The sequence below is a fragment of the Streptomyces parvulus genome (assembly GCF_014648855.1).
In the GTDB taxonomy this organism is placed as follows: Bacteria; Actinomycetota; Actinomycetes; order Streptomycetales; family Streptomycetaceae; genus Streptomyces; species Streptomyces parvulus.
This window is the reverse complement of the sequence record NZ_BMRX01000012.1, coordinates 15,942-41,499: the sequence shown is the minus strand read 5'-3', so window position 1 is coordinate 41,499 and position 25,558 is coordinate 15,942. Positions and strand designations below refer to the sequence as shown.

Sequence of the window (25,558 nt, the reverse complement as noted above, 5' to 3'; positions counted from 1 at the left end):
GGCGGCCCGCGGTCACGCCGCGCCGGCCTTCACCTGCCTTTCGTGCCGTACGGCGGGTGTACCGGTTACTTCGAGGACTTCAGGCCGAGGTTGACGAAGTCGTACATGCCGCTGTAGCCGTCGGACGTGTAGACGTTCGCCAGGCGGCTGGAGCGCCAGTTGATGAACTTCTCGAAGACGAAGGGCAGGTAGTAGCCGCCCTCCATCACCTTGTGGTTGATCTGCTTGGAGATGTCCGCCTTGCCGGCGTCGTCCAGGGTGGTGACGTACTTGTCGAACAGGCCGTCGATCTCCTTGTCCTTGATGAGCGCGTAGTTGTTGTTACCGCTCTCGAGGATGTAGTCGCTGCTCCACAGCGGGAGACCGTAGCCCTGGACCGACGGGAAGTCGGGGCCCCAGCCCATGATGATGATGCCGTAGTTCTTCTTCAGCACGTTCGAGGGGCTGCCGATGATGCCGGCGGTCTGCGAGCCGTCGAACTGGTCGATGTCGACCGTGATGCCGATCTTCTTCAGCGACGCCTGGAGGGACTCGGCGGTGGCCACCTCGACCGGCTTGTTGTTGCGGACCGCGATGGTGGTCTTGAAGCCGTTCGGCTTGCCGCAGGCCTTCAGCTCTTCCTTGGCCTTGGCGACGTTGCCCTTCTTGTTGGCACCCGCCATCTCGTACGGGTCGTACTTCTGGCCCTCGGAGCCCGGCACCGACGGCGGCAGCATGTTGGTGCCGATGTCGCCACCGGCCTGCGGGCCGCCGCGCGCGGTCTGGAGCGAGACGTGGTCGGCCCCGTAGAGCACCGCCTTGCGGCAGTGGATGTTGTCGAACGGCTTCACGCTCTGCGGGAAGACCGCGTAGCGGATGTAGCCGGAGACCGGGTTGTCCACGTTGCCCTCGTGCTGCTTCAGGGCGGTGGTGCGGCCCTGCGGCGACAGACCGGTCTGGGCCAGGTCGACGTCGTAGTCACCGGCGATCAGGCGCTGGTCCAGCTCGTTGGCGTTGGTGAAGAACTTGATCGTGACCTTGTCCGGGTACGCCTTGCGGACCGGGTCCGACTCCTGCTTCCACTCGGTGTTGCGGACCAGGGTGAGGTCCTTGCCCGGGTTGTAGGACTGGAACTTGTACGGGCCGGAGGAGAACGGCTTCAGGCCGTACTTGGACTTGGTGTCCTTGTCCTGGCGGACCGGGGACGCCGAGGTCAGCGCGAGCATCTCCTCGAAGTCCGAGTTGGCCTGCGGCAGCTTGAAGACGATGGTCTTGTCGTCCGGCGTCTCGATGGCCTTCAGGCCCAGCTTGTCCGCGGACTTGTCCTTGTAGGGACCCTGGTACTTGTCCTCGGGGTCGAGCACCTCCTTGAGGTACGTCGGACCGCCGGAGAGGACGTCCTGCGCCCACACGCGCTCGATGCCGTACTTGACGTCCTTGGAGGTGATCGGCTTGCCGTCCTCCCAGGTGATGCCGTCACGCAGGGTGTACGTGTAGGTCTTGCCGTCGTCCGAGACCTTGGCGACGTCGGTGGCGAGGTCGGGCGTGACGCCCGCGCCCTTCTCACCCGGCGCCGGCGTGTTGGTGACGAGCTGGCGGGAGTAGTACCGCGAGAAGTTCCACATGAAGCCGTAGTAGCCGCGCGTGGTGTCCCACGAGTCGGCGTCCTGGGCGCTGGCGAACTTCAGCTCGCCGCCCTTCTTGGCCAGGTCGGCCTGGGCGATCTTGTTGTTCGCGGCGTCGAAGCCGGCCGCGCCGTTCTTCGATCCCCCGTCGCTGTCACCGCCGCCGCCGCACGCCGCCGTGGTCAGCAGCGCGGCGACCACTGCGGCAGCGGCCATGGCCTGCTTGCGCCGCCCTGAGGTGCGTTGGGTAGTCACGATCTCGGATCCTCCGGATTAGATGAGAGACCCCGTGCAGGTGCCACGGGTCGCTTGCCGGTACGGCAGGTCAGCGGGAGCCCTTCGGGTCCAGCGCATCGCGTACGCCGTCGCCGAAGAGGTTGAAGGCAAGAACGGTGATGAAGATCGCCAGACCGGGGATCACCATGTACATGGGATCCGACTGGTAGTAGTCGATCGCGCTCGAGAGCATCTGCCCCCAGGACGACGTGGGCGGCTTGACGCCCACGCCCAGGAAGCTGAGTGCCGCCTCGGTGAGGATGTTGGTGGGGATCATCATCGTCGTGTACACGATGATCGGGGCCACCAGGTTGGGCAGCAGTTCCTTGAACAGGATGTAGAAGCGTCCGGCCCCGAGGGACCGGGCCGCCTCCACGTACTCCCGTTCACGCATGGAGAGCGTCTGGCCGCGCACCACGCGTCCGATGTAGGGCCAGCCGAAGAAGCCGATGACGAGGATCATGACGAAGAGGCGCACGCCCGTGCCGCTGAGTCCCAGCATCTCGTTCGGCATGACCGAGACCAGCGCGATGATGAAGAGCAGCTGCGGGAAGGCCAGCAGACCGTCCATGACCCGGCTGATCAGGGCGTCGACCCAGCCGCCGAAGAAGCCGGCGAGCACACCCAGGACGGTTCCGATGATCACGGCGACGACCGCGGAGAGGAAGCCGACGAGCAGCGAGATCCGGGCACCGTGGACGATGCGGGCGAAGATGTCGCGGCCGTTGACCGGCTCGACGCCGAACCAGTGGTCGCCGCTGATGCCGCCGAGCGATCCCCTGGGCGTACCGAACAGCGGGTCGATCAGGTCCTCGTGGTAGACGTCCGGGTCCTGGCCGACGATGTTGGTGATCAGGGGCGCGAAGATCGCGACCACGATGAGGAGGAGCACCACGACGCCGCCCGTCAGGGCGAGCTTGTCCCTCTTCAGGCGCTCCCAGGCGATTCTGCCCAGGGAGCGCCCCTGGACCGCCTTCGCGTCGGCGCCGGCAACCGCCGCTTCCTCGGCCGCACTCGGGGCCGCTTCCGCGGTCGGCTCGTGCAATGGTGCCGTCATCTGGCAGGGACCCCTCTCAACCGGCGGTAGCCGGCCCGCACTTGCCGCTGTAGCGGCGTGATCCGTCCGTCGTACAAAGGGGCGAACATCCACCCCTTGCTGCGGGAGTCTTCAACGCTTGGGCGATCTGTAGCCAGACTTGACGGTGAATGGATGCGCAACCGTGATGCTGTTTGAGGTGTTCCGTTATCCGGACAGTGGGTAACGGGGGCCGGACACGGATCAGTTGGGGCAGAGGGGACAACAGGGCGCCAAACGCCCCCATCTACGCGCGAAGATCCCGACGGGCCGCTCCGCCGCCGGACCCGCGACCGTCAGTACCGGCCCCCGGCCGGAGGGTATCCGTACCCGCCCGCAGGCGCCTGGACCGGGGCGGGGGCGTGGGCCTCGCGGTCGTAGAACGGGCGGGCGTGGGCGCGCAGCCACATGGCGACCGGGTCGTGGAGGTCGGTCATCGCCACCGTCGAGACCGCCAGCCCGTCGGGCACGGCGCCGACCGACTGCTGCATCATCGCGCGCACGGCGTCGACGGCGGGCGGGGAGGTGTCGTAGACCTCCAGGCCGATGGCGAGATACGGCGCCCCAAGCGTCGGCTGCACCCAGGCGCGGCGCAGCGCGCGGACCGCCGGGGTGCGGTGGGCGTTCTGCGTGAGCAGGGCGTAGAACTGCGGGATCTCGACGGCCGGTTCGGACAGGCGCAGGGGTCCGGCGGGCTGGCGGTCCAGGCCGGAGGCGATCCGCCGCAGATCGGGCCAGGGGATGCCGACGCCGCCGCCTGGGGCGTGCGGGTTGAGCCAGAGGCCGAAGTGGTCCGGGTAGAGGGCGCGGGCCGCCTCCAGGCCGTCGACCACCTCGTACGACCTGTTCCAGCCACTGGCCGACAGCTCCTGGGCGGAGGTGACGCACGGCGCGTAGCCGTGGCCGCCCACCTCCATGTTCCCGTACTGGGCGTCCGGGGAGCCGGCCTGGCCCTGCCACAGCAGCATCCAGACCTGGCCGGAGGTGGGGGTGGCGAGCGCGCGCAGCAGGGCCTCGTAGGCGTCGTAGCGCCCGGGCGTCACCTGGCGCAGCATGTGCTCGACCTGCCCGGTCGTGGTGCCGCTGGCGCTCACGTCTGTGGCCCTTTCTGGAAGTTCCCGGTCGTGGAAACAGCTTACGGCTCCGCGGGGTGGGGGGGCGCCTAGGAGCTCGGGGGGCGCGGTCGTCATGCGGGTGCGGGTGCGTGGTGGCTGGTCGCGCCCACGCGGCGGAGCCGCACATGTCACAGCCCCGCGCCCCTGGCGGGGCGCTTCACCTGCCGATGCTCACAAGTTCCGGTCGTAGAAAGGCCGGACCCGCTCGCGCATCCAGTCGCAGACCGGGTCCTGGGCGGCCTCCAGGAGGACCAGGTTGACCGGCCACTTCGGCGGGGCGGCGGTGAGGGCGCGGCCCAGGGCCTCCAGGGGGAGGGCGCGGGCGTCGCCCTCCCAGTGGGTCAGTTCGACGCCGACGAAGAGGGTCGGGTCGGCGGTCTCGACGGCGGCCAGGCAGCGGCGGGCGGTGCGCACGACGCCGGTGGCGGCGAACTCGGCGGACGCCGCGGCCAGGAAGTCGACCGGGTCGTCCTGCCAGTCGGGCTCGTAGAGGCGGACCCGGCCGCCGGACGCGGGCCCGTCCAGCGGGGTGCGGCCGGCCCGGCAGAGTTCGGCCACGGCCGGCGGCGGCAGCGGGATGCCGACGACCCCCTCCGGGTTCACCGCGATGCCGATCTGCGGCGGCAGCCCGCGGGCGAACTCGGCGGCGGGGGCGACGGTGTACGCCATCTGCGGCCCGGCGACCTGCCGGAGCTGCTCCTCGGAGCTGAACACCGGCACGTAGGCCTGGCCGTCGATCTCCAGGGAGGGCAGGTCGAGGGGGCCGCTGTGCGGGCCGCCGCCGTTCGGCAGGGGGACCCAGAGGAAGCTGCGGCCGAGCACCTCCACGATCCGGCCGCCGGCGCCCGGTATGCCGAGGGAGGCGGAGAGCACCTCCTCCAGCTCGTTGCCCGGCCAGCCGCCGTGCGGGTGGGGGTGCGCCTGCGCCGGGAAACCGGGGAACTCCATCTGCCTACCGCCTGCCTGGTACCGCTGTCTTGGCTGGAAAGGCTAACCCGTTCGGCCCAGCGGACCACGGTCCGTCAGCCCGGCGACGACGATCGGCCCGCCAGGACGATCAGCCCGTCAGGGCGATCAGCCCGTCAGGGCGATCAGCCCGCCAGGGCGATCAGCCCGTCAGGGCGATCAGCCCGCCAGGGCGATCAGCCGGTGAAGGCGATCCGGCGCAGCGCGTCCGCCGCCGCCCGGTCCAGGACGACGGCCGAGGTGCAGCCGCCGGGCAGGGCACCGCCGGTCACCGCCCGCAGCAGCCGGGAGTTGGCCGCCCGGTGCCGCAGGAACGCGTACCGCGACACCCCGCGGCCGCGCTCGCGCTGGCCGGCCAGCGCCTGGTCCACGCCGACGTCGAGGAGCAGCAGGTGCAGGGTGCCGTCGCGGCGGCGGGCCTCCCGGGCCAGCCAGCCGCGCACCCAGGACTGGGTGCCGCAGTCGTGCACGACGACGCCCCCGCCGCCGCGCAGGGCCCTGCGCAGTCCGGCGTAGTGGGAGAGGCGGACCAGGGGGCGGTAGAGCGCGTACGGCAGGAAGCCCGGCATCCGGCGCTCCCAGCGGTCGCGGGTGTCCTGCGAGTCGATGCGCGGCCCGCGCACGGTGCGCGCCATCAGGGTGGACTTCCCGCTGCCGGGCAGGCCGGTGATCACCACCAGGTCCCGGGGTCCGAAGAGCAGGGCGTGCGGGCCGCGCCCGGCCCGGTCCCGCAGGTCGCGGACGACGGGCTCGGGTCGCGGGGCGCGCGAGCGCGGGGCCGGGGCGGCCGGCTGCTCGGGCAGCGCGAGGCCCGGGGCCGTGGCGCAGGCAGTGGTCCTGTTCACCGTGATCGTCCTCCCCTGGGGCGGTTCACGAGTTCCCGTCCCCGTCGAGTGTAAAGAGAAGGTAATGCGCGGGTCTCGCGTTTTCGTTCGCTTACTGCCACAAGCCGGTTACAAGAACAGCTCTGCCCGGGGATCGGCCGGTCGTGCAATGATGGCGGCGCCAACTGCATACCGGCCGTTTGAATCCGCGCGGGAGAGTCCCCGGCCACGCCGGGGCGCCGAAGGAGCAAGTCCCTCCCTTGAATCTCTCAGGCCCCCGTTACCGCGCGGGCGAGGCACATCTGAAAAGCGGGCCGCCGCCGCGACGGCTGCCCCACCCAAGGTGCAAGCCCTGATCGCCGTACTCCGGTGGTCGTGGCGAACCTCTCAGGTTCCGATGACAGATGGGGAGGACCGACCTCGCCCTGCCGTCCTGTCCTGGGAGACGACCGACCGATGAGCAGTACCGAAACCCGCCGTACCGCGCTCGACGCCACCCATCGCGCGCTCGGCGCGACCATGACCGACTTCGCCGGCTGGGACATGCCGCTGCGCTACGCCTCCGAGCGTGACGAGCACGTCGCGGTGCGCACCCGGGCCGGCCTCTTCGACCTCTCGCACATGGGTGAGATCACCGTCACCGGGCCGCAGGCCGCCGCGCTGCTGGACTTCGCCCTGGTCGGCAACATCGGCGGCGTGAAGCCGGGCCGCGCCCGCTACACCATGATCTGCCGCGAGGACGGCGGCATCCTGGACGACCTGATCGTCTACCGGCTGGCGGACGCCGAGTACATGGTCGTCGCCAACGCCTCCAACGCGCAGACCGTGCTCGACGCGCTCACCGAGCGGGCGGCCGGCTTCGACGCCGAGGTGCGCGACGACCGCGACGCCTACGCGCTGCTCGCCGTGCAGGGCCCCGAGTCCCCCGGCATCCTCAAGAGCCTCACCGACGCCGACCTGGACGGCCTGAAGTACTACGCGGGGCTGCCCGGTACGGTCGCCGGCGTCCCGGCGCTGATCGCCCGCACGGGCTACACCGGGGAGGACGGCTTCGAGCTGTTCGTGAAGCCGGAGCACGCCGTCGCGCTGTGGCAGGCCCTGACCGAGGCGGGCGAGGGCGTCGGCCTGGTCCCCTGCGGCCTGTCCTGCCGCGACACGCTGCGCCTGGAGGCGGGCATGCCGCTCTACGGGCACGAGCTGACGACCTCGCTGACGCCCTTCGACGCCGGGCTCGGCCGGGTGGTGAAGTTCGAGAAGGAGGGCGACTTCGTCGGGCGCGCCGCGCTGGCCGGGGCCGCCGAGCGCGCCGCCTCCGAGCCGCCGCGCGTCCTCGTCGGCCTGGTCGCCGAGGGCCGCCGGGTCCCGCGCGCCGGGTACCAGGTCGTCGCGGGCGGCGAGGTGGTGGGCGAGGTCACGTCCGGCGCCCCCTCCCCCACGCTCGGCAAGCCGATCGCCATGGCCTACGTCGACGCGGCGTACGGTGCGCCGGGGACCGCCGGTGTGGGCGTGGACATCCGGGGCAGCCACGAGCCGTACGAGGTCGTGGCGCTGCCCTTCTACAAGCGCCAGAAGTAGCCGAGCCGGCACCCAGGGCGAGCGGCACCGGTTCCGAGCGCGTCCTCGCTGATCAACAGCAGTGTCAGCAGTCCCCCCCTTTCGTCAGCCGTCATCCGCGTACAGGAGAATTCAGGCCATGAGCAACCCCCAGCAGCTGCGTTACAGCAAGGAGCACGAGTGGCTGTCGGCCGCCGAGGACGGCGCCTCGACGGTCGGCATCACGGAGCACGCGGCCAACGCGCTCGGTGACGTCGTCTTCGTACAGCTCCCCGAGGTCGGCGACTCGGTCTCCGCGGGCGAGACCTGCGGCGAACTGGAGTCGACCAAGTCCGTCTCCGACCTCTACTCCCCCGTCTCCGGTGAGGTCACCGAGGTCAACGAGGACGTCGTCAACGACCCGTCGCTGGTGAACAGCGCCCCCTTCGAGGGCGGCTGGCTGTTCAAGGTGCGGGTCACGGAGGAGCCGGGCGACCTGCTCTCCGCCGACGAGTACACCGAATTCGCGGGCGCCTGAGGAGTCACGTACGCATGTCGCTTCTGAACACCCCCCTGCACGAGCTCGACCCCGACGTCGCCGCCGCCGTCGACGCCGAGCTGGACCGCCAGCAGTCCACCCTGGAGATGATCGCCTCCGAGAACTTCGCGCCCGTCGCGGTGATGGAGGCGCAGGGCTCGGTCCTCACCAACAAGTACGCCGAGGGCTACCCCGGCCGCCGCTACTACGGCGGCTGCGAGCACGTCGACGTGGTCGAGCAGATCGCCATCGACCGGGTCAAGGAGCTGTTCGGCGCCGAGCACGCCAACGTCCAGCCGCACTCGGGCGCCCAGGCCAACGCCGCCGCGATGTTCGCGCTGCTCAAGCCGGGCGACACGATCATGGGCCTGAACCTCGCCCACGGCGGTCACCTGACCCACGGCATGAAGATCAACTTCTCCGGCAAGCTCTACAACGTGGTCCCGTACCACGTCGGCGAGGACGGCCAGGTCGACATGGCCGAGGTGGAGCGCCTCGCCAAGGAGAGCAGGCCGAAGCTGATCGTGGCCGGCTGGTCGGCCTACCCCCGGCAGCTCGACTTCGCCGCCTTCCGCAAGGTGGCCGACGAGGTCGGCGCCTACCTGATGGTCGACATGGCGCACTTCGCCGGTCTCGTCGCCGCGGGCCTGCACCCGAACCCGGTCCCGCACGCGCACGTCGTGACCACCACCACGCACAAGACGCTGGGCGGCCCGCGCGGCGGTGTGATCCTCTCCACGGCCGACCTGGCCAAGAAGATCAACTCCGCCGTCTTCCCCGGTCAGCAGGGTGGCCCGCTGGAGCACGTGGTCGCCGCCAAGGCGGTCGCCTTCAAGGTCGCCGCGAGCGAGGACTTCAAGGAGCGCCAGCGTCGTACGCTGGAGGGCGCCCGCATCCTCGCCGAGCGCCTGGTGCGGGACGACGCCAAGGCGGCGGGCGTCTCCGTCCTGACCGGCGGCACGGACGTCCACCTCGTCCTGGTGGACCTGCGCGACTCCGAGCTGGACGGACAGCAGGCCGAGGACCGCCTCCACGAGGTCGGCATCACGGTCAACCGCAACGCCGTCCCCAACGACCCGCGTCCGCCGATGGTGACCTCCGGGCTCCGCATCGGTACGCCGGCCCTGGCGACCCGCGGCTTCACGGCCGAGGACTTCGCCGAGGTCGCGGACGTGATCGCCGAGGCGCTGAAGCCGTCCTACGACACCGAGGCGCTGGCGGCCCGGGTGAAGGCCCTGGCCGACAAGCACCCGCTCTACCCGGCTCTGGGCAACAAGTAGACACCGCGCGTCCGGGGCGTCGCGCCCGCCACAAGCGAGCCGGCGCCCCGTACGCGAGCACCACCCTCCGCACCACCCCCGTTCTGAGGAGACCCCCGTGGCCATCTCGGTCTTCGACCTGTTCTCGATCGGCATCGGCCCGTCGAGCTCGCACACGGTCGGCCCGATGCGCGCGGCCCGCATGTTCGCCCGCCGCCTGCGCAACGAGGAGCTGCTCGGCTCCGTGACCGCGGTCCGCGCGGAGCTGTACGGCTCGCTCGGCGCCACCGGCCACGGCCACGGCACGCCCAAGGCGGTCCTCCTCGGCCTGGAGGGCGACTCACCGCGCACGGTCGACGTGGAGACGGCCGACGACCGCGTCGCGGCGATCAGGTCCACGGGCCGCATCCGCCTGCTCGGCGACCACGAGATCGCCTTCTCCTACGACGACGACATGGTCCTGCACCGCCGCGAGACCCTGCCCTACCACGCCAACGGCATGACCCTGTGGGCGTACGACGCCGAGGGCACCGAGGTGCTGACCAAGACCTACTACTCGGTCGGCGGCGGCTTCGTCGTCGACGAGGACGCGGTGGGCGCCGACCGCATCGTGCTCGACGACACGGTGCTCAAGTACCCCTTCCGCACCGGCGACGAGCTGCTGCGCCTGGCCCGGGAGACGGGCCTGTCCATCTCCGCCCTGATGCTGGAGAACGAGCGGGCCTGGCGCGACGAGGACGAGATCCGCGCGGGCCTGCTGGAGATCTGGCGGGTGATGCGGGCGTGCGTGGACCGCGGCATGACCCGCGAGGGCATACTCCCCGGCGGCCTGAAGGTCCGCCGCCGCGCCGCCAACACCGCGCGCAAGCTGCGCTCCGAGGGCGACCCGCAGGCCCTGGCCATGGAGTGGATCACCCTCTACGCGATGGCCGTGAACGAGGAGAACGCGGCCGGCGGCCGGGTCGTCACCGCCCCCACCAACGGCGCGGCCGGCATCATCCCCGCGGTCCTGCACTACTACATGAACTTCGTCCCCGGCGCCGACGAGGAAGGCGTGGTCCGCTTCCTCCTCGCGGCCGGCGCGATCGGCATGCTCTTCAAGGAGAACGCCTCCATCTCCGGCGCCGAGGTCGGCTGCCAGGGCGAGGTCGGCTCCGCCTGCTCGATGGCGGCCGGCGCCCTCGCCGAGGTCCTCGGCGGCTCCCCCGAGCAGGTGGAGAACGCGGCCGAGATCGGCATGGAGCACAACCTCGGCCTCACCTGCGACCCGGTCGGCGGCCTGGTCCAGATCCCGTGCATCGAGCGCAACGGCATGGCCGCGGTGAAGGCCGTCACGGCGGCCCGGATGGCGATGCGCGGCGACGGCTCCCACAAGGTCTCCCTCGACAAGGTCATCAAGACCATGAAGGACACCGGCGCCGACATGTCCGTCAAGTACAAGGAGACGGCGCGGGGCGGGCTCGCGGTGAACATCATCGAGTGCTGACTCCGCTACGGTGTGCGGCGTGTCGGACCGGGAGGAGCACCACGTGGACGCCGAGGACCCAGCGCGTACGTCGGACGCCTGGCGGGAGCTGACCGAGTGGCTGCGGACGCACGCGCCCAACTCGTACGCGTCGGTCCTGCCTCCGGCCCCCGGCACCGAGATCGCGGCGGCGCGGAGCCGGCTCCAGGAGTACTGCTCCTACGCCATTCCGTCCGAACTGGTGGGTCTGTGGGCGCTGGCCGGCGGGACGCGGCAGATCGACCTCGACGAGTACGACGAGGAGGGCGAGGTGGCGTCGGGGCGGTTCCTGCCCCACGGGCTGCTGCTCACCCCGGGTCAGTCGATCCGGCCGCGCCTCGCGGGCTTCGACCGGCACGGCAAGGACTACTGGGAGGGTGCCCGCTGGGTCGCGCCCTTCGGCAACTACGCGGAGGCGACCGACGCGGGCCTGTACCTGTCGGACGAGGGCCTCGGCGAGTGGACGAGCTTCGAAGGCATGTTCATGACCGAGCCGCGGTACCCGTCGATCGCCGCGTACGTGGAGGCCGTGGTCCGCACCATCACGCGGGGCCCGGCCGACCTGATGGGCGCTCAGGTTCCCGGCGTCGTGTACGGCTGCCTCGTCTGGCAGGACCCGCGGCAGCCGCGGCTGGACGAGACGCACGCGGACTGGCGGCCCGTGCACTAGACCGGGGCCGCCACCCCGGGAGGGGGTGGCGGCCCTTCGGTCTCGGCGGGTGTGCCTACGGCTTCGTCATGGTGCAGACCAGAGCGGCCTTCGAGGTGTCGCATCCCTTGAACCAAGCGTTGCCCGGGTCGAGGAAGTAGCCCTCCGTGTCCAGCAGCCGCATCGTCCTGGCGAATTCGCCGAAGGGCTGCATGGAACCCTGGTTGACGTCACCGGACATCGACGACCGACCGCAGTTCTCGGCGAACGAGGGAGCGTCGTAGCGCGTGTCGTCGAGGAAGTGGGTCTTCCCGTCGTCCGCGACGGCGGACACCGTCTGCATGCAGTCGGCGCCTCCGTTGGGAGCTTCGTTCAGGCCGCCGTTGGTCTTCTTCATGCCGGCGGACTGATACGTCGAGGCGAACGGGAACTCGTCGCAGTTGACCTCGTCGAAGTGGGGCCCGACATGATGCAGGGCCGTCTTCGGGTGGGGCAGGAAGGTCTTGCGCGGTACCCATCCGGTGCTCGCCGACTTCGCCCCCTGGTAGCGGGTGCACATCGCGTCGCGGCTCTTCTGCGGGTCGTAGTTCTGCTTGTTGCGGGCCTGCGGCGCCAGGTACTGGAGCGGAGCGTCCCAGCTCTGCCCGACCCCCTTGATCCTTGACTTGTTCTGGATCAGCCAGGCGTGCGCGGCCGCCTCGGGGTACGCGGCGGTGTTGAACCGGTAGGTGGGCGCGTACTGGGGCAGCACACAGCCCGGGGCCCCGTAGGAGGCGACCTTGTCGCAGGCCACGATCAGACCCGGGGACTGCCAGGACGCGTAGTCGTCCCTCCACTCGCGCTTCTTGCCGTCGAGACCGGGCGGGGGGTCGACGTAGGTGACGGGCCGGGCGTTGAACGACACCGGCAGGCTCGCCGACAGGTCGCCGTCCGTGGTGCCGGAGGCGTTCCGCACGCTGCCGTTCCACTTGTGGTCGGCCGTACCGGTGGCCATGTGGGTGTCGACCGGCGTGTTGCCGTTCATCCCGCCCTTCCACGTCAGGTCGCCGTAGAAGTCGATGTTCTGCCGGACGCTGTCACCACCCGTGTTGCAGGCCGCGCCCTCGCACATCGAGTCGAACCACGCTCCGGGGTCGCCGGCACCCATCACGACCGCGTTCTCGTCCCCGGGGAAGTTGTTGTAGACCGGATTGATCTGCACCCACGTCTTGATGGAATCGCCGTGGGCGTCGGTCTTCACCTGGTAGTGCACTTCGTAGTTCGCCCGGTACTTCACCGGGATCACGCCCTCCTGGGCCTTGGTCTCCGCGACGAAGGTGATGTCGAAGAAGAGGCAGGCCTCGGTGCGGGTCATGAGCGACTTCTGCGCCTCACCGAACAGACTGGGCTGGCACCAGGCGTCCTTGACCACCGGGTCCGGGTAGGACGGGGCACGGGCTCCGAGTTGCCGGGCCGCCTTCCGGGTGAACTCCTCGGACGCCTGCTCACGCGGCGTGACGGTGACACGGGTGCCGGCCGCTGTCGTCGTGGGCGCGGGAACCTTGATGCCGCCCTTCCACTGCTCCCAGGCGGGCTGCGGCGGATCGGAGGGCTCCGGCTGCTGCGCGCTGGTGTCGTTGGCGGGCAGGGTGATGTCGATGGCCTGCTCGCGGTTGTAGTCCCGGCTCCCGGCCGTGAACCCGTAGTCCTTGATGGGTCCGACGTTGCCCGCCCGGTCCACGGTACGGGTCTGCGCCACGTGGTTGCCGTCCGCGGCGGGAGTGACCGTGTAGGAGGCGTCCGGTGCCACCGCCCTGGCCGACGCCGCCGGGGTGACCGTGCGGACCGAGGTCCAGCCGGCACCGTCCGGGTCGTCGGAGAACGGGTCCAGGCGGAAGCGGACCTCGTAGGCGTCGGACGCACCCGTGGTGACGTCGAAGCCCCCCGCCACGCCGGCCCCGCCGCCGCCCCAGTTCTCCGGGTACGTGGCGGAGGCGACCTTCTGAGGTGCCCCCGGCGCGGTGGTGTCGACGACGAACTGGGTCCAGCCGGACCAGCTCAGGTTGTAGTGGGTGCCGTCGTAGGGGTTGGTGCGGAACTTGTAGGTCCTGCCGTCCTTGAGCTGTCCGGCCGGGACGGTGACGGAGGCCGGCTTGCCCGAGGCGACGAAGTCGGAGACCAGCAGGCCTTCACCGGCCGGGGTGGTGATGGGGGTGTTGGTGGCCGCGTCGTAGACCTGGAAGGTGCCGTTGACGGTGTCGCCGTCGGGATCGGTGAAGGTGTCCCGCAGCGTCGGGGTGGTGGTGTTCACCGCCCAGACTCCCGCGAACGAGCGGAAGGGACCACCCGCCTGCCGGTTCGTGCCGTCGGAGGGACGGTAGTTGTAGGTCACCGACAGCTTGGGCTGGTTGGTCGCGCTGTTGGCGGAGTTGACGCGCTTCCACGCCCTGACGTCGTCCGTGGCGGCACGCAGGCCCAGGTGCCCGCGCGTGGCCTTGGCGGACGCCCAGGTCTGCACGAGTTCGTCCACGTCCGCGTTGATCCAGCCGTCGGGCTGGGCGGTGCACGACGGGTTGCCCCTGGTCTCCGTGGAGGAGTGGTACTGCTTGTTCCACGCGGGCTGCGACGTCCAGCGCGACGATGTCGACGGGGCGCCGGTGTCCCACACGGTCCACGACTGCGCGGTGCAGTCGGTGTTGCCCGCGTGGAAGTTGTACAGCGCCAGGTTCGTGTCGACGATCAGGGCGTCCTGGATGGGCGTGGTGTTCCACGTGATGAAGGACCGCGCGGTGCGCGGAGTGCCGTTGGCGTTGGTCGTGCCGGGGTTGCCGAAGTCGAGTTCCACGTCGGTGGACCAGTCGACGGTCTCGCCCTGCTGCACGTAGGTGTCGAAGGTGTTGGACAGGGCGGAGGTGGACGGGTCGACGGTCACCGGGTACCGCGTGTCCGGATCGGCGAGGAAGTCCGCGTCCGGGGTGACGACCAGGTCGATCTCGCCGGCGCCCTTGTCGATGACCTCCATGCCGACCCGCACCCGGTTCGTGTGCTCGCCGGACCGCCGGTCGACGGCGGCGTCCCACATCACGGGGGCGGGCATCACCGCCCGCTCGGCGCCGTTGGCGGCGTCGGTGAAGGTGACCGACCCGTCCTTGTTCGCCTTCGCCCTCAGCCCCTCGGCCTTGACCGGAAGGGTGTACGAGTACGCGCCGGAGGGCCGCTCGCCGATCTCGACGAACTGCTCGAAGCCGGTACGGGTGGCTTCGACGATCACGTCGGCCCCGGGCACGGCGTTCTCGTACCGGGCGCGGGTGCCGTCCAGTTCGGGCTCCGGGAGACCGCCCTTCCACTGGAGGGTCACCTTGCCCTCGCCGGTGCCGATGGTGACCAGGTCGCGGGCGGTGCCGTCCTGCGCTGCGCGCAGCGACCGCGGCAGCGTCCCGCCCTTGCCTCCCAGCCGCAGCCCGGCCGGGTGCGCCTTGGACGCGATGCTTCCGTCGGAGTTCCTGGCGAGGGTGACGTCGACCTTCCGCCACTTCCCGTCGACCCAGGTGCGTTCCGGTCCGGCGGTCAGCTCCGTGGTCAGGGTGCCGTCGGGGTTGGCCGTGGTGTAGTCGGTCGCCGTCGTCTCGTCGCCGACGACCACCTTCTTACCGGTCCGTGCGGCCTCGGCCAGGGCCCACGCTCGGGAGCCCTTGGCGTGAGCGGCTGCCCAGGCCCGGTCCGAGGCCTCCACCTCAGCAGCGGACGGCCGGCTCGGCCGGGCCTCACCGCCGGGCCGGGGGGCCGCGGCGGCCTGCCCCGCGGGTAAGAGTGCGGCCTCGGTCAGCAGCGCCAGGAGCGTCCCGGTGACGAGCGCTGCGCGCCGTCGACGGGCTGGATGTCTGTAGGGGGACACGAAGAGATGCTTCCTCTCGTCGGCATCGGCGTTCTGCCGTCTGAAATAGAACGCATGTACGAATGCATGCGCACAGCCCGGACCTTACGCGGATGTGCATGCCAAGTGAAGGAAAATATGGCGCCGTTGAGGGGCCGGGGACGCCTCAGGCGCGTCCGGCCAAGAGGCGTGGGCCGTCAAACGTGCTCTTCGCAACAGAACGTGTCCACATCGCAGACACGGACGCGGATGGGGCCGGGGACCCCGACGGCCGCGCGTCGCGCCCGCCGCCGGGACCCCCGCGCCTCAGATGCCGCAGTTCGGCGCCGACCAGTACGGCGAGGGGTCGAAGGCCACGTGGGTGTGGTCGTTGTGGCCGGGGTAGCCCGGGCCGAGGATCTCCGAGAAGCCGTGGGTGCGGGACTGCTGCGCCAGGCGGCAGAAGCTGGGCGAGCCGGTGAGGTCGGCCGCGTCGCCGTAGAGGTGCCGGCTGGTGGCCGAGCCGCCGACGGCGCTGTTGCAGGCGCGCGAGCGGAAGCCGCTGGAGATGGTGAGCGGCACGTCCCCGAGGGCGTGCCGCATGGCCTCCAGCTTCCACATCGTCTTCAGCGCGTTCGCCTTGGCGGTGGCCGCGGAGACCGCGCCGCCGGACCAGTCGGAGTTGCACTTGTTGAGCTCCGCGTAGCTGAAGTGGACCGGGGTGCAGTCCGCGTCCTGGAGCGAGTAGATCTTGTTGAAGGTGGCCGGCCCGGCGACGCCGTCCGCGGCCAGTCCGTAGGCGGACTGGAACTTCTTCACGGCGGCGGTGGTGCGCGCACCGTACTGGCCGTCGTAGGAGAGCCGCTCACCCGAGGTGACCCAGCCCGCGACCCTGATCTGGAGCTGGGTCACGTCGCCGCCGGACGCCCCCTGGGACAGGGTGCGGCCCCAGGTGTAGCAGGAGTCCGCCTGAGCGGTGGTGGCGGTGGCTCCCACCCCCACCGCCGCTCCAGCCATGAGCATGACAAATGAGAGAAGCAGGCGTGACGCACGTCTGAACATCCCGGCCTCCCGACCGTCGAGCCGAACATGGACCGGACCAGCGTGCGATACGGGGCTACGCGCGTCAACAACGCCCGGGGGACGGGAAGTCGAGGTTTCCGCTTCGGGCGGGGATCACCCGTGCGATGGTGGGGAATAACCAACTCCCGTCCCCCCACCGCCCCTCAGGGAGGCCCCATGCTGCGCGGCATCGACGTCAGCGCCTACCAGTCCTCCAGCTACGCCACGGACGGGCTCTCCTTCGTCTTCGTCAAGGCGACGGAGGGCCGCACCTACGTCAACCCGAAGCTCGCGGCGCAGACGCAGCGGGGCCGCGACGCCGGGCTCGTCGTCGGCTTCTACCACTTCCTGTGGCCGGGGAACCTCGACGCCCAGGCCTCCTACTTCGTCTCCAAGGCCCCGGACCGCAAGGGCGACATACTCGCCGTCGACTGGGAGACGACGGGCGAGGGCACCCACGCGAGCAACGCGGAGAAGGACAGTTTCATCCGGAAGGTGCGGGCACTGCGACCGGACAATCGGGTCATTCTCTATTGCAACCGGAACTTCTGGCTCAACGTCGACACGACCTCGTACGCCGGTGACGGCCTCTGGATCGCCGACTACGTGACGGCGGGCAAGCCCCGCATCCAGGCGGACTGGCGCTTCCACCAGTACACGGACAACCCGGTCGACACCAATGCCGGGGACTTCGCCGACAAGGCCGCCCTCAAGGCCTGGGCGCAGAGCGCCTGAGCGCGCGTCAGCCGCGGAAGTCCGCCGGGCGCTCCGGGGACGCCTCGGCCAGCGCCTTGGTGACGCCGTCGACACCCTCGCGCAGGCCGTACACCGGGGTGCCGGGCTGCTGGCGCCAGGAGTCGTCGATGCCCCCCGTGTCCACGGTGTCGAAGCCGAGCTGGTCGATCAGGGCGCGGACCTTCGCCTTGGCCGCCCCGTCGTCGCCGGAGACCGGGAGGGCGATGCGGTCGGGGGCGCCGGCCGGGCGGTGGCGGTCGAGGAGGTCCTGGGCGTAGGTGCCGTTGAACGCCTTGATCACCGGGTGTCCCAGGTGGCCCTCGGTCCAGCGGCTCTCGGTGAGCCCCTCGTCCTCGATGCCGGCGATCCTGCCGTCCCGCTGCGGGTAGTAGTTGCCGGTGTCGATGACCGCCGCACCCTCGGCCGCCCCGTCGAACAGGCCCGACGGCAGGTCCGGAACCGCCTTCAGCGGGACCGTGACGACCACCACCTCGGCGCCGCGCGCGGCCTCCGTGGCGGGGACGGGCGTGGCGCCGGTCTCCTCGGCCAGTGCGGCGAGCGTCTCGGGTCCCCGCGAGTTGGCCACGGAGACGTCGTGCCCGAGGGCGGTCAGCCGCCGGGTGAGGTTGCCGCCGATGTTTCCCGCGCCGATGATGCCGATCTTCATGATGCCGAGTCGCCTGGCCCTTCGGGGATCGTGTTCCGGGTCGACGGCGCGCCGACCGCGCCGACGAGCCGGTCAACCCCGGTGCCGGACGACCTATTCCGGTGCCGCCCCGGCTTCACTCCACCGCAGCAACGGCGGGCATGCGTCGGGGGCGCCCCCGGGCCGGCCGGGAGGCGCCCCCGTCGTGCGGGTGGGGCGGGTTCAGGACTTGTTCAGGGGGGCCCAGAACTCCTCGAACGACATCAGCTTGTCGCCGTCGAGGTCCCGGTTGGCGATGATCGCCTCGGCCACGGACTCGGTGACGTTCCAGTCGCCGCCCTGGGCGAGCGCCTTCTTGAACTCGGCGGCGGTGATGTACCCGTCACCGTCCGTGTCGATGCGGTCGAACTGCCTGCGTGCTTCCTCGATGTCCGCCACCGGTCCGCCCCTCATTCCTGCTCGGCTGGTCTGCTCTGCTCGCCCCGTGGACGAATCTGACGCGGGTCAGAATATCTGCCCGCGCCGGGGCGTCAGTGCCAGGGCCGGTAGTGGGGATTGCTCTCGCAGTCGCTCATGATCTCGGTCTTGGTCTGCCGGTCGACCGGACAGACCCCGATGATGTACTGCCGCTGGATGCCGCCGGGGAAGGCGACCTCGACCTGGTCGGCCCACTTGTGCGTGTCGCCGATGGTCTTGTTGACGTCGATGCCGCCGGGGGCGTCGACGTAGTAGTTGTAGCCGGACTTGTACCAGGTCTTGTACAGGTCGTGGTCGTAGCTCGTCGAGACGTACGGCGAGGGCTGGTTGACCAGGACGTACTTCTCCACGTCGTACTGGCCGTTGTAGACGTCCTTGGCGTGAAAGCCCTCCTCGAAGACGATCTGCGGGCCCCGGCTGTCGCTGCGGTAGAGGGTGCCGCAGGTGGTGCGCCAGACCGGCTTCGGGGTGATGCGGTCGATGTCGACGCCGCGGTCGGCGGCGGCCTTGGTCTTGTCGTCGAACTGGGGGCAGGCCGGTGCGGCCTTGGCGGACGTCGCCGCGGGGGCGGCCGAGGCGGCGGACGCGGTGGCGGACGAGCCCGGGACGGTCGCGGCCGAGGTGGCGAGGACGGCGGCGAGGGACAGGACGGCGGCGGCGGTCCTGCGCCGCAGGCGAGTGATGATCATGCGGTCAGGATCCCGACCGCGGAGCGGCACGTTCCGGATTCTCACCCGTAGGTGGCGTGTCCGGCGAACGGGGTTGCTGTGAGCGGCAGATGGTCACTCACCGGTCGACGACCCGGATCTCGAACCAGGTTGTCTTGCCGCGCGGCAGCAGGTCGACGCCCCAGCGGTCGGACAGCTTGTCCACCAGGAAGAGGCCCCGTCCGCTGATGTCCGTCTCCTGGACCGGCATCAGGCAGGGCAGCCCCCGGGAGGGGTCGCGGACCTCGACGCGAATCCAGCCGGGGCGGCGGCGCATGTGGAGGCCGAACACGCGGGCTCCGGTGTGGCGGACGGCGTTGCCGACCAGCTCGGAGACGAGCAGGACGGTGTCCTCGGTGACCTTGGGGCCGAGCTGCCACTGGCGCAGGGCCACCACCTGGGCCAGTCGGCGGGCGGTGGCGGCGGACTCGGGCCGGGAGGGTAACGGAACCTCGCGCTCCGTGGGGTTGCCGAACAGTTCCAGCGCCTTGTGCGCGCGCTCGTCCTCCACCGCCGGCGACCAGCGCGCCGCGGTCGCACGTCCGGCTCCCCGCGGCTGTCCCGTACCCTCCAGCCCCGCCATGCCCCCATCATGGCCGCCCCCGGAGGGCTCCGGGGGCGTTCCCGGGGAATGCGCCCCCGGTGGGGCCGCGTCCGGCGGGGCTCCAGCGGCATGTGCCAGAGGCAGCTCGGCGGCGGGAACGGCCCCACTGAGCTGGGCGGACGGCTCGGCCGGAGACAAGCGGGGGCCTCCCTCGACGCGACACGCTTAATGGTGCGTTAAGGCTGCCATAAACCGTCCCATCGAGGGACCCGGATCAGACATCGCGTCAATTGCAAGTCCCTGAAGGGAGGTTCAGCGGAACTTCGCCTTGCCGGGCCCCTCCTCCACGAAGCTGCGCATCCCGATCTCGCGGTCCGCGGTGGCGAACAGGCCCGCGAACCAGTTGCGTTCGACGGCGAGACCGGTCTCGATGTCGGTCTCCAGGCCCGTGTCGACGGCCTCCTTCGCCGCGCGCAGCGCGATCGCCGGACCCTTCGCCAGCCGCGCGGCCCAGGCGTGCGCCTGCTCGTAGACCTCCCCGGCCGGGACCACGCGGTCGACCAGGCCGAGCGTCAGCGCCTCCTCGGCCCCGACCTGCCGGCCGGTGAAGATCAGGTCCTTGGCCCGGGAGGGGCCGACCAGCCGGGAGAGGCGCTGGGTGCCGCCGGCGCCCGGGATCAGGCCGAGCAGGATCTCGGGCTGGCCCAGCTTGGCGTTCTCGCCGGCGATGCGGAAGTCGGCGCAGAGGGCGAGTTCGCAGCCGCCGCCGAGGGCGTAGCCGGTCACGGCCGCGACGACCGGCTTGGGGATGCGGGCCACCGCGGTGAAGGAGTCCTGGAGGGCACGGGCCCGCGCAACCATCGCCGCGTGGTCCATGACCTGCATCTCCTTGATGTCCGCGCCCGCGGCGAACACCTTCTCGCCGCCGTAGATCACCACGGCGCGGACGTCCTCGCGGCGGGTGGCCTCCTCCGCGAGTTCCTTGAGCCGGTCCTGCGTGGCGACGTCCAGGGCGTTCATGGGCGGGCGGTCCAGGCGCAGCGTGGCGACGCCTTCGGCTGCTTCGAGAGTGACGGTCATGCCCAGCAGGTTAACGGTGACTAACGGCTTCGGCCCCGGTGCCGTACCTCACACGGAGGCGGTCACCGGGGCCGGAGCGGGGTGCGGGCTCAGGCCTTCCACTTCTCCCAGGACATGTTCCAGCCGTTGAGGCCGTTGTCCGGGGCGATGGTGGCGTCGTCGGAGTTCTTGACCACGACGACGTCGCCGATGAGGGAGTTGTCGAAGAACCACGCGGCCGGGGCCTTCTCGTCCCAGCCGCCGCGCACGTCGCGCAGGCCTATGCAGCCGTGGCTGGCGTTGCGGTTGCCGAAGGCGTCGCCGCTCCAGTAGTTGCCGTGGATGAAGGTGCCGGAGGTGGACAGGCGCATGGCGTGCGGGACGTCCTTGATGTCGTACTCGCCGCCGTAGCCGACGGTCTCGCCGTTCATCCGGGTCACGGCGAGCCGTTCGGTGATGACCATCTGGCCGTTCCAGGTCTCGTAGCCGGGCGAGCCGGTGGTGACCTTGAGGGTCCTCATCGTCTTGCCGTCCCGCACGACCTTCATCGTGTGCTTCTTGGCGTCGACGACGGAGACCTGGCTGCGGCCGACGGTGAAGGAGACGGTCTTGGCCTGCTTGCCGTAGACGTCCTCGCGGCCCTCGACGCCGTCGAGGTTGAGGTCGACGGTGACCTTGGTGCCGGGCTTCCAGTACTTCTCGGGCCGGAAGTCGAGCCGGTCGTTGCCGAACCAGTGGCCGGCGACCTCCACGGCCGGTTCGGTCTTGATCCGGATGGCCTTCTCGACGTCCTCGGGGTTGGTGATGCCCCGGGTGAAGCGGATCGAGAACGGCATCCCGACGCCGACCTTCGAGCCGTCCTCCGGCGTGAAGGTGCCGACGAAGGTGTTCTCGGGCGTCAGGGTGGTGAAGCGGGAGTCCTCGGCGGCGGAACGCCCCTCGGCGTCCTTGGCGACCGCGTGGACGGTGTACGTGGTGGAGGCGGCCAGGTGGGTGGACGGCGTCCAGGTGGCGCCGTCCCCGGATATCTCACCGTCGACCTTCGCGCCCTCGCCGTCCTTGACCAGGACCTCGGTGAGCTTGCCCCCGGCGGCGCCGACCTTGAGGGCGCCGCTGGTGTCGACGGCCTTGGCCCCGTTCTTCGGCGCGATGGTGACGACGGCCTCGGACTGCTTGCTCTGCGCCGCGGTGGAGTCCTTGGCCTTGCCGTCCCCCGAACCGCCTCCGGAGTCCGATCCGCCCCCGCCGCACGCGGTGACCGCCAGCATCAGCACGGCGAGCACCGCCCCCGATATCGGACGCACGTTCAACTTGTCTCCCCTCGCCGGGCCCGGTCAGGCCCGCACCCCGGTGCGCCTGCGCGCACCGGCGCATCGTAACCGCAGGCCAGGGGGGCGGGGGACCGGTGAATTGTCACCGTTCCGTACCGAGTTGGCGCGGGCGTCCCGGGAGTCACCGCACGGCGCCGCCCGCGGTCCACTTCTTCCAGCCCATGTTCCAGCCGCCGAGCCCGTTGTCCGCGGCGACCGTCCGGTCCTTGCTGCGGACCACCTCGACGACGTCGCCGACGAGGCTGCGGTCGAAGAACCAGCCCGCCGGGGTGTCCGCGCCGCCGCCCTTGTCGTCGCGCAGGCCGACGCAGCCGTGGCTGACGTTGGCCCGGCCGAAGGTGTCGGCGGGCGCCCAGTAGTTGCCGTGCAGGAAGGTTCCGGAGCTGGTCAGGCGGATGGCGTGCGGGACGTCGGGGATGTCGTACTCGCCGCCGAAGCCGACCGTGCGGCTGTTCATGCGGGTGACGTCGAGCAGCTCGGTGATCACCATCTTGCCGTTGTAGGTGGGGGTGGCGGGCGCCCCCGCGGTGATCGGCACGGTGGCGAGCAGCGAGCCGTCCCGGCGCACTTCCATCGTCCGGCGGACCGCGTCGACCTTGGAGACCTGGCTGCGTCCGACGGTGAAGGAGACCTTCTTGTGCTGGAGCCCGTAGACGCCGGGCGCACCTTCCACGTCGCGCAGGGCGAGGTCGACGGTGACCTCGGTGCCGGGCTCCCAGTACTCCTCGGGGCGGAAGTCGAGGCGTTCCTTGCCGAACCAGTGGGGGCGGACCTCGACCGGGGGGTCGGCGGTGACCGAGACGGCGCGTTCGACGGCGGCGCGGTCGGTGATCTCGCGGTTGAACTCCAGCGAGACGATCATGCCGGTGCCGACGACGGAGCGGTTCTCGGGAGCGACGTAGGCGATGAAGCGCTCTTCGGGGACCTGGGTGGTGAAGGTGGTGTGGCGGGCGGAGCGGTGTCCGTCGCCGTCCAGCGCGACGGCGTCGACCGTGTACTTCGCGGCGAGGGCGAGCCGGTCGTCGGCGGGCCGCCAGCTGAGCCCGTCGGCCGAGATCCGGCCGGGCACCGGTGTCTCCTGCGCGTCCTGCGACCGGACGACCTTCACCGACTCCAGCCGGCCGTCGGGCACCCGCACCGACAGCTTCTTCTCCGGCCGGACGGCCCTGCTCCCGTCGTCCGGGGTGACGCGGATGACGTCCTCCGCGGCGGGTGGCTTGCCGAACATCCCGCCGATGCCGCCGCCGCCCGAGGTGCATCCGGCGGCCCCGGCCAGCAGTCCTGCCCATGTCAGTACGGCGGCCAGAGCGGCCCCCGCGCGCCGTGCGCGCCCATGTACGTGCCTCACATCCACCCGTAACGACCGGTCGGCCCTGGGGAAACGTGAGTGCGAGCCACCCGGTGGGCAGAACTGTGGGGAGGACGGCGCGACGGGGAGCAGCGGCCGGGACGCCGCACGCCCTCTTGCCGGACGTCGTTCCATGAGCCGTGGGAGGCTGACAGGTGTCCAGCGCAGCCGAGCAGGAGGCGGTGGCCGGGAAACGGGCCGCCGACGAAGCGCGTCCCTCCGTCGTGGTGAACGGCGCCCGGCGCGCCGCGCCGCCGCCCACCGTGCCGGCCTGGCCGGGTACGCCGGTGCCGCTGGGGGCGCGGTTCCGGACCGGTCCCGGCCAGGTGGCGGGGACCAACTTCGCGCTGTGGGCGGGCGGGGCGGAGGCGGTGGAGCTGTGCCTGTTCGACGGGCCGGGCCCCGGCGCCCGGGAGAGCCGGGTGCGGCTGACCGAGCTGACCCACGAGATCTGGCACGGCTTCGTGCCGGGCGTCCTGCCGGGGCAGCGCTACGGCTACCGGGTGCACGGCCGCTGGGACCCGTGGACCGGCGCCCGCTGGAATCCGGCGAAGCTGCTGCTCGACCCGTACGCGCGCGCCGTGGACGGCGACTTCGCGCTGCCGCCGCAGGTGTACGGGCACGTGCGGGACTGGCCGGAGCAGCGGGTGGCGGACACCGTGCGCGACGAGCGGGACTCGGCGCCGTTCGTCCCGAAGGGGGTCGTGGTCCACGACGGCGGTCCCGACGACGAGTGGACGTACGACCGGCGGCCGAAGACGCCGTGGGCGGACTCGGTCATCTACGAGCTGCACGTGCGCGGCTTCACGAAGCGGCACCCCGGTATCCCCGAGGAGCTGCGCGGCACGTACGCGGGGCTCGCGCACCCGGCGGCGGTGGAGCACCTGACGCGGCTGGGCGTGACGGCGGTGGAGCTGCTGCCGGTGCACCAGTTCGCGCACGAGAGTCATCTGCTGGAGCGCGGCCTGCGGAACTACTGGGGCTACAACTCGGTCGGCTACTTCGCCCCGCACGCGGCGTACGCCGCCTCCGGCACCACGGGTGAGCAGGTCGGCGAGTTCAGGCGGATGGTGCGGGCCCTGCACGCGGCGGGCATCGAGGTGATCCTCGACGTCGTCTACAACCACACGGCGGAGGCGGGCGAGCTGGGCCCGACGCTGTCCCTGAAGGGCATCGACAACCGCGGCTACTACCGGCTCCAGTCCGACGCCCGCCGGTACGCCGACTACACGGGCTGCGGCAACACGCTGCACGTCGTCCAGCCGCACGTGCTGCGCCTGATCACCGACTCGCTGCGGTACTGGGTGACGGAGATGGGCGTGGACGGCTTCCGCTTCGACCTGGCGGCGGCGCTGGCCCGGTCGATGCACGACGTCGACATGCTCTCCCCGTTCCTCGCGGTGATCGCGCAGGACCCCGTGCTGCGCCGGGTGAAGCTGATCGCCGAGCCCTGGGACGTGGGCTCGGGCGGCTACCAGGTGGGCGCGTTCCCGCCGCTGTGGACGGAGTGGAACGACCGCTACCGGGGCGCGGTGCGGGATTTCTGGCGGCACGCGCTGCCGGACGTGCGGGAGATGGGCTACCGCCTGTCGGGCTCCAGCGACCTGTACGCGTGGGGCGGGCGCAGACCGTACGCGTCGGTCAACTTCGTCACGGCGCACGACGGCTTCACGCTGCGGGACCTGGTGAGCTACGAGCGCAAGCACAACGAGGCGAACGGCGAGGGCAACCGGGACGGCTCGGACGACAACCGGTCCTGGAACTGCGGTACGGAGGGGGAGACGGACGACGCCGCCGTGGGGGCGCTGCGGCGGCGCCAGCTGCGCAACCTGATGACCACGCTGCTGCTGTCGACCGGGGTGCCGATGCTGGTCGCGGGCGACGAGATGGGCCGCACCCAGCGCGGCTCCAACAACGCCTACTGCCAGGACAACGAGATCAGCTGGGTGGACTGGAGCCTGCTGGAGGACCCCGAGTGGCGTCCCCTCTTCGAGCTGACCTCCCGTCTCCTCGCCCTGCGCCACCGGCATCCGGTGCTGCGCCGGCGGGCCTTCTTCTCCGGCCGCCCGCACTCCGCGGACGGCCTGCGCGACCTGGCCTGGTTCACCGCCCGGGGCACGGAGATGACGGAACGGGACTGGTACTCCCCGGCCGCCACCCTCGGCATGTACCTGTCGGGGCGGGACATCCCGGGGCGCGACGAGCGCGGCGAGGCGATCTGCGACGACAGCTTCCTCGCAGTGCTGCACGCGGGCGCGGCGCCCGCCGAGTTCGTCCTGCCGGGGCCGCCGTGGGCGGAGCGGTACGAGGTGCTCGTCGACACCGGCCGCGAGGATCAGGCCTCGGAGCCGGGCACCGCCCATCCGGCGGGAGCACCGGTGACGGTGCCGGCGCGGACGGTGCTGCTGCTGCGGGCGGGGTAGCGCTCAGGGCGCCGGGCGGGCGGAGGGTGCTCCCGTACGACCCCGGTGCGC

The 25,558-nt window shown here is 71.1% G+C and carries 20 protein-coding genes, 1 pseudogene and 2 riboswitches; of the genes and pseudogenes, 7 read left to right on the top strand and 14 right to left on the bottom strand.

Features of this window, described 5'->3' with window-relative positions; genetic code table 11:
- Positions 1-65 precede the first annotated feature (65 nt).
- The 5 genes from IE108_RS23885 to IE108_RS23865 form a co-directional block, all read right to left on the bottom strand.
- Positions 66-1,859 carry an ABC transporter substrate-binding protein gene (locus IE108_RS23885; protein WP_064729944.1) on the bottom strand — a complete coding sequence of 598 codons (1,794 nt, stop codon included), beginning with the start codon at positions 1,857-1,859 and terminating at the stop codon, positions 66-68.
- Between the two features lie 70 nt (positions 1,860-1,929).
- Complete coding sequence (locus IE108_RS23880; protein ID WP_064729943.1) at positions 1,930-2,937, bottom strand: ABC transporter permease; 1,008 nt, start codon at positions 2,935-2,937, stop codon at positions 1,930-1,932.
- A 314-nt stretch (positions 2,938-3,251) separates the two neighbouring features.
- Complete coding sequence (locus IE108_RS23875; RefSeq protein WP_064729942.1) at positions 3,252-4,049, bottom strand: enhanced serine sensitivity protein SseB C-terminal domain-containing protein; 798 nt, start codon at positions 4,047-4,049, stop codon at positions 3,252-3,254.
- Positions 4,050-4,241: 192 nt separating this feature from the next.
- A complete protein-coding gene (locus IE108_RS23870; RefSeq protein WP_064729941.1) occupies positions 4,242-5,018 on the bottom strand; it encodes an enhanced serine sensitivity protein SseB in 777 nt (258 codons plus the stop codon).
- A gap of 194 nt (positions 5,019-5,212) precedes the next feature.
- Entirely contained in the window at positions 5,213-5,881 is a 669-nt protein-coding gene (locus tag IE108_RS23865; protein ID WP_064729940.1) for an AAA family ATPase, read from the bottom strand.
- A gap of 180 nt (positions 5,882-6,061) precedes the next feature.
- A riboswitch (glycine riboswitch) is annotated at positions 6,062-6,156 on the top strand.
- Positions 6,157-6,274, top strand: a riboswitch (glycine riboswitch).
- Positions 6,275-6,316: 42 nt separating this feature from the next.
- Here IE108_RS23865 and gcvT point away from each other — a divergent pair.
- The 5 genes from gcvT to IE108_RS23840 all read left to right on the top strand — a co-directional run bounded on the left by gcvT (position 6,317) and on the right by IE108_RS23840 (position 11,364).
- Positions 6,317-7,435, top strand: a complete 1,119-nt coding sequence (gene gcvT / locus IE108_RS23860) for a glycine cleavage system aminomethyltransferase GcvT (RefSeq protein ID WP_064729939.1) — start codon at positions 6,317-6,319, stop codon at positions 7,433-7,435.
- A 118-nt stretch (positions 7,436-7,553) separates the two neighbouring features.
- The gene (gene gcvH / locus IE108_RS23855; protein WP_064729938.1) at positions 7,554-7,931 is read left to right on the top strand and encodes a glycine cleavage system protein GcvH; all 378 of its coding nucleotides are present in this window, start codon (positions 7,554-7,556) and stop codon (positions 7,929-7,931) included.
- 14 nt (positions 7,932-7,945) lie between these two features.
- Entirely contained in the window at positions 7,946-9,211 is a 1,266-nt protein-coding gene (gene glyA, locus IE108_RS23850) for a serine hydroxymethyltransferase (RefSeq protein WP_064729937.1), read from the top strand.
- A 97-nt stretch (positions 9,212-9,308) separates the two neighbouring features.
- Positions 9,309-10,676, top strand: a complete 1,368-nt coding sequence (locus IE108_RS23845) for an L-serine ammonia-lyase (protein WP_064729936.1) — start codon at positions 9,309-9,311, stop codon at positions 10,674-10,676.
- A gap of 19 nt (positions 10,677-10,695) precedes the next feature.
- Positions 10,696-11,364: an SMI1/KNR4 family protein gene (locus IE108_RS23840; RefSeq protein ID WP_079163670.1), complete on the top strand. Its 669-nt coding sequence runs from the start codon at positions 10,696-10,698 to the stop codon at positions 11,362-11,364.
- 55 nt (positions 11,365-11,419) lie between these two features.
- On the opposite strand, the gene IE108_RS35270 is transcribed toward IE108_RS23840, so the two are convergent.
- Both IE108_RS35270 and IE108_RS23830 read right to left on the bottom strand, forming a co-directional pair.
- Positions 11,420-15,055 (bottom strand): DNRLRE domain-containing protein, encoded by a 3,636-nt coding sequence (locus tag IE108_RS35270; protein ID WP_064729935.1) that lies wholly within the window; start codon positions 15,053-15,055, stop codon positions 11,420-11,422.
- A 447-nt stretch (positions 15,056-15,502) separates the two neighbouring features.
- Positions 15,503-16,237, bottom strand: coding sequence for a D-Ala-D-Ala carboxypeptidase family metallohydrolase (locus IE108_RS23830; protein ID WP_064729934.1), 735 nt, complete (start codon positions 16,235-16,237; stop codon positions 15,503-15,505).
- Between the two features lie 177 nt (positions 16,238-16,414).
- Here IE108_RS23830 and IE108_RS23825 point away from each other — a divergent pair, with 177 nt between their 5' ends.
- On the top strand, positions 16,415-16,972 hold the full coding sequence (locus tag IE108_RS23825) for a glycoside hydrolase family 25 protein (protein WP_064729933.1): 558 nt from the start codon (positions 16,415-16,417) through the stop codon (positions 16,970-16,972).
- A 7-nt stretch (positions 16,973-16,979) separates the two neighbouring features.
- Here IE108_RS23825 and IE108_RS23820 read toward each other — a convergent pair.
- The 7 genes and pseudogenes from IE108_RS23820 to IE108_RS23790 all read right to left on the bottom strand — a co-directional run.
- Positions 16,980-17,654: pseudogene (locus tag IE108_RS23820) on the bottom strand (NADPH-dependent F420 reductase); the annotation flags it as partial.
- A 186-nt stretch (positions 17,655-17,840) separates the two neighbouring features.
- Positions 17,841-18,056, bottom strand: coding sequence for an EF-hand domain-containing protein (locus IE108_RS23815; RefSeq protein WP_064729931.1), 216 nt, complete (start codon positions 18,054-18,056; stop codon positions 17,841-17,843).
- Between the two features lie 92 nt (positions 18,057-18,148).
- Positions 18,149-18,784 carry an ADP-ribosyltransferase gene (locus tag IE108_RS23810; protein WP_064729930.1) on the bottom strand — a complete coding sequence of 212 codons (636 nt, stop codon included), beginning with the start codon at positions 18,782-18,784 and terminating at the stop codon, positions 18,149-18,151.
- A 97-nt stretch (positions 18,785-18,881) separates the two neighbouring features.
- Entirely contained in the window at positions 18,882-19,385 is a 504-nt protein-coding gene (locus tag IE108_RS23805; protein ID WP_064729929.1) for an ATP-binding protein, read from the bottom strand.
- 273 nt (positions 19,386-19,658) lie between these two features.
- Positions 19,659-20,426, bottom strand: coding sequence for an enoyl-CoA hydratase/isomerase family protein (locus IE108_RS23800; RefSeq protein WP_064729928.1), 768 nt, complete (start codon positions 20,424-20,426; stop codon positions 19,659-19,661).
- 89 nt (positions 20,427-20,515) lie between these two features.
- Positions 20,516-21,715 carry a L,D-transpeptidase gene (locus tag IE108_RS23795; protein ID WP_064729927.1) on the bottom strand — a complete coding sequence of 400 codons (1,200 nt, stop codon included), beginning with the start codon at positions 21,713-21,715 and terminating at the stop codon, positions 20,516-20,518.
- A 142-nt stretch (positions 21,716-21,857) separates the two neighbouring features.
- Positions 21,858-23,084, bottom strand: coding sequence for a L,D-transpeptidase (locus IE108_RS23790; RefSeq protein WP_064729926.1), 1,227 nt, complete (start codon positions 23,082-23,084; stop codon positions 21,858-21,860).
- 155 nt (positions 23,085-23,239) lie between these two features.
- Between IE108_RS23790 and glgX the strand changes: the two genes are divergently transcribed.
- Positions 23,240-25,507 (top strand): glycogen debranching protein GlgX, encoded by a 2,268-nt coding sequence (gene glgX, locus IE108_RS23785; protein WP_064729925.1) that lies wholly within the window; start codon positions 23,240-23,242, stop codon positions 25,505-25,507.
- Positions 25,508-25,558 lie beyond the last annotated feature (51 nt).

Excerpts from the sequence above, each read along its gene's own strand:
- IE108_RS23870 (WP_064729941.1), bottom strand. The coding sequence starts at position 5,018 with ATGGAGTTCCCCGGTTTCCCGGCGCAGGCGCACCCCCACCCGCACGGC.
- IE108_RS23825 (WP_064729933.1), top strand. The coding sequence starts at position 16,415 with ATGCTGCGCGGCATCGACGTCAGCGCCTACCAGTCCTCCAGCTACGCC.
- gcvT (WP_064729939.1), top strand. The coding sequence starts at position 6,317 with ATGAGCAGTACCGAAACCCGCCGTACCGCGCTCGACGCCACCCATCGC.
- IE108_RS23800 (WP_064729928.1), bottom strand. The coding sequence starts at position 20,426 with ATGACCGTCACTCTCGAAGCAGCCGAAGGCGTCGCCACGCTGCGCCTG.
- IE108_RS23830 (WP_064729934.1), bottom strand. The coding sequence starts at position 16,237 with ATGTTCAGACGTGCGTCACGCCTGCTTCTCTCATTTGTCATGCTCATG.
- IE108_RS23810 (WP_064729930.1), bottom strand. The coding sequence starts at position 18,784 with ATGATCATCACTCGCCTGCGGCGCAGGACCGCCGCCGCCGTCCTGTCC.
- IE108_RS23805 (WP_064729929.1), bottom strand. The coding sequence starts at position 19,385 with ATGGCGGGGCTGGAGGGTACGGGACAGCCGCGGGGAGCCGGACGTGCG.
- IE108_RS23880 (WP_064729943.1), bottom strand. The coding sequence starts at position 2,937 with ATGACGGCACCATTGCACGAGCCGACCGCGGAAGCGGCCCCGAGTGCG.
- gcvH (WP_064729938.1), top strand. The coding sequence starts at position 7,554 with ATGAGCAACCCCCAGCAGCTGCGTTACAGCAAGGAGCACGAGTGGCTG.
- glyA (WP_064729937.1), top strand. The coding sequence starts at position 7,946 with ATGTCGCTTCTGAACACCCCCCTGCACGAGCTCGACCCCGACGTCGCC.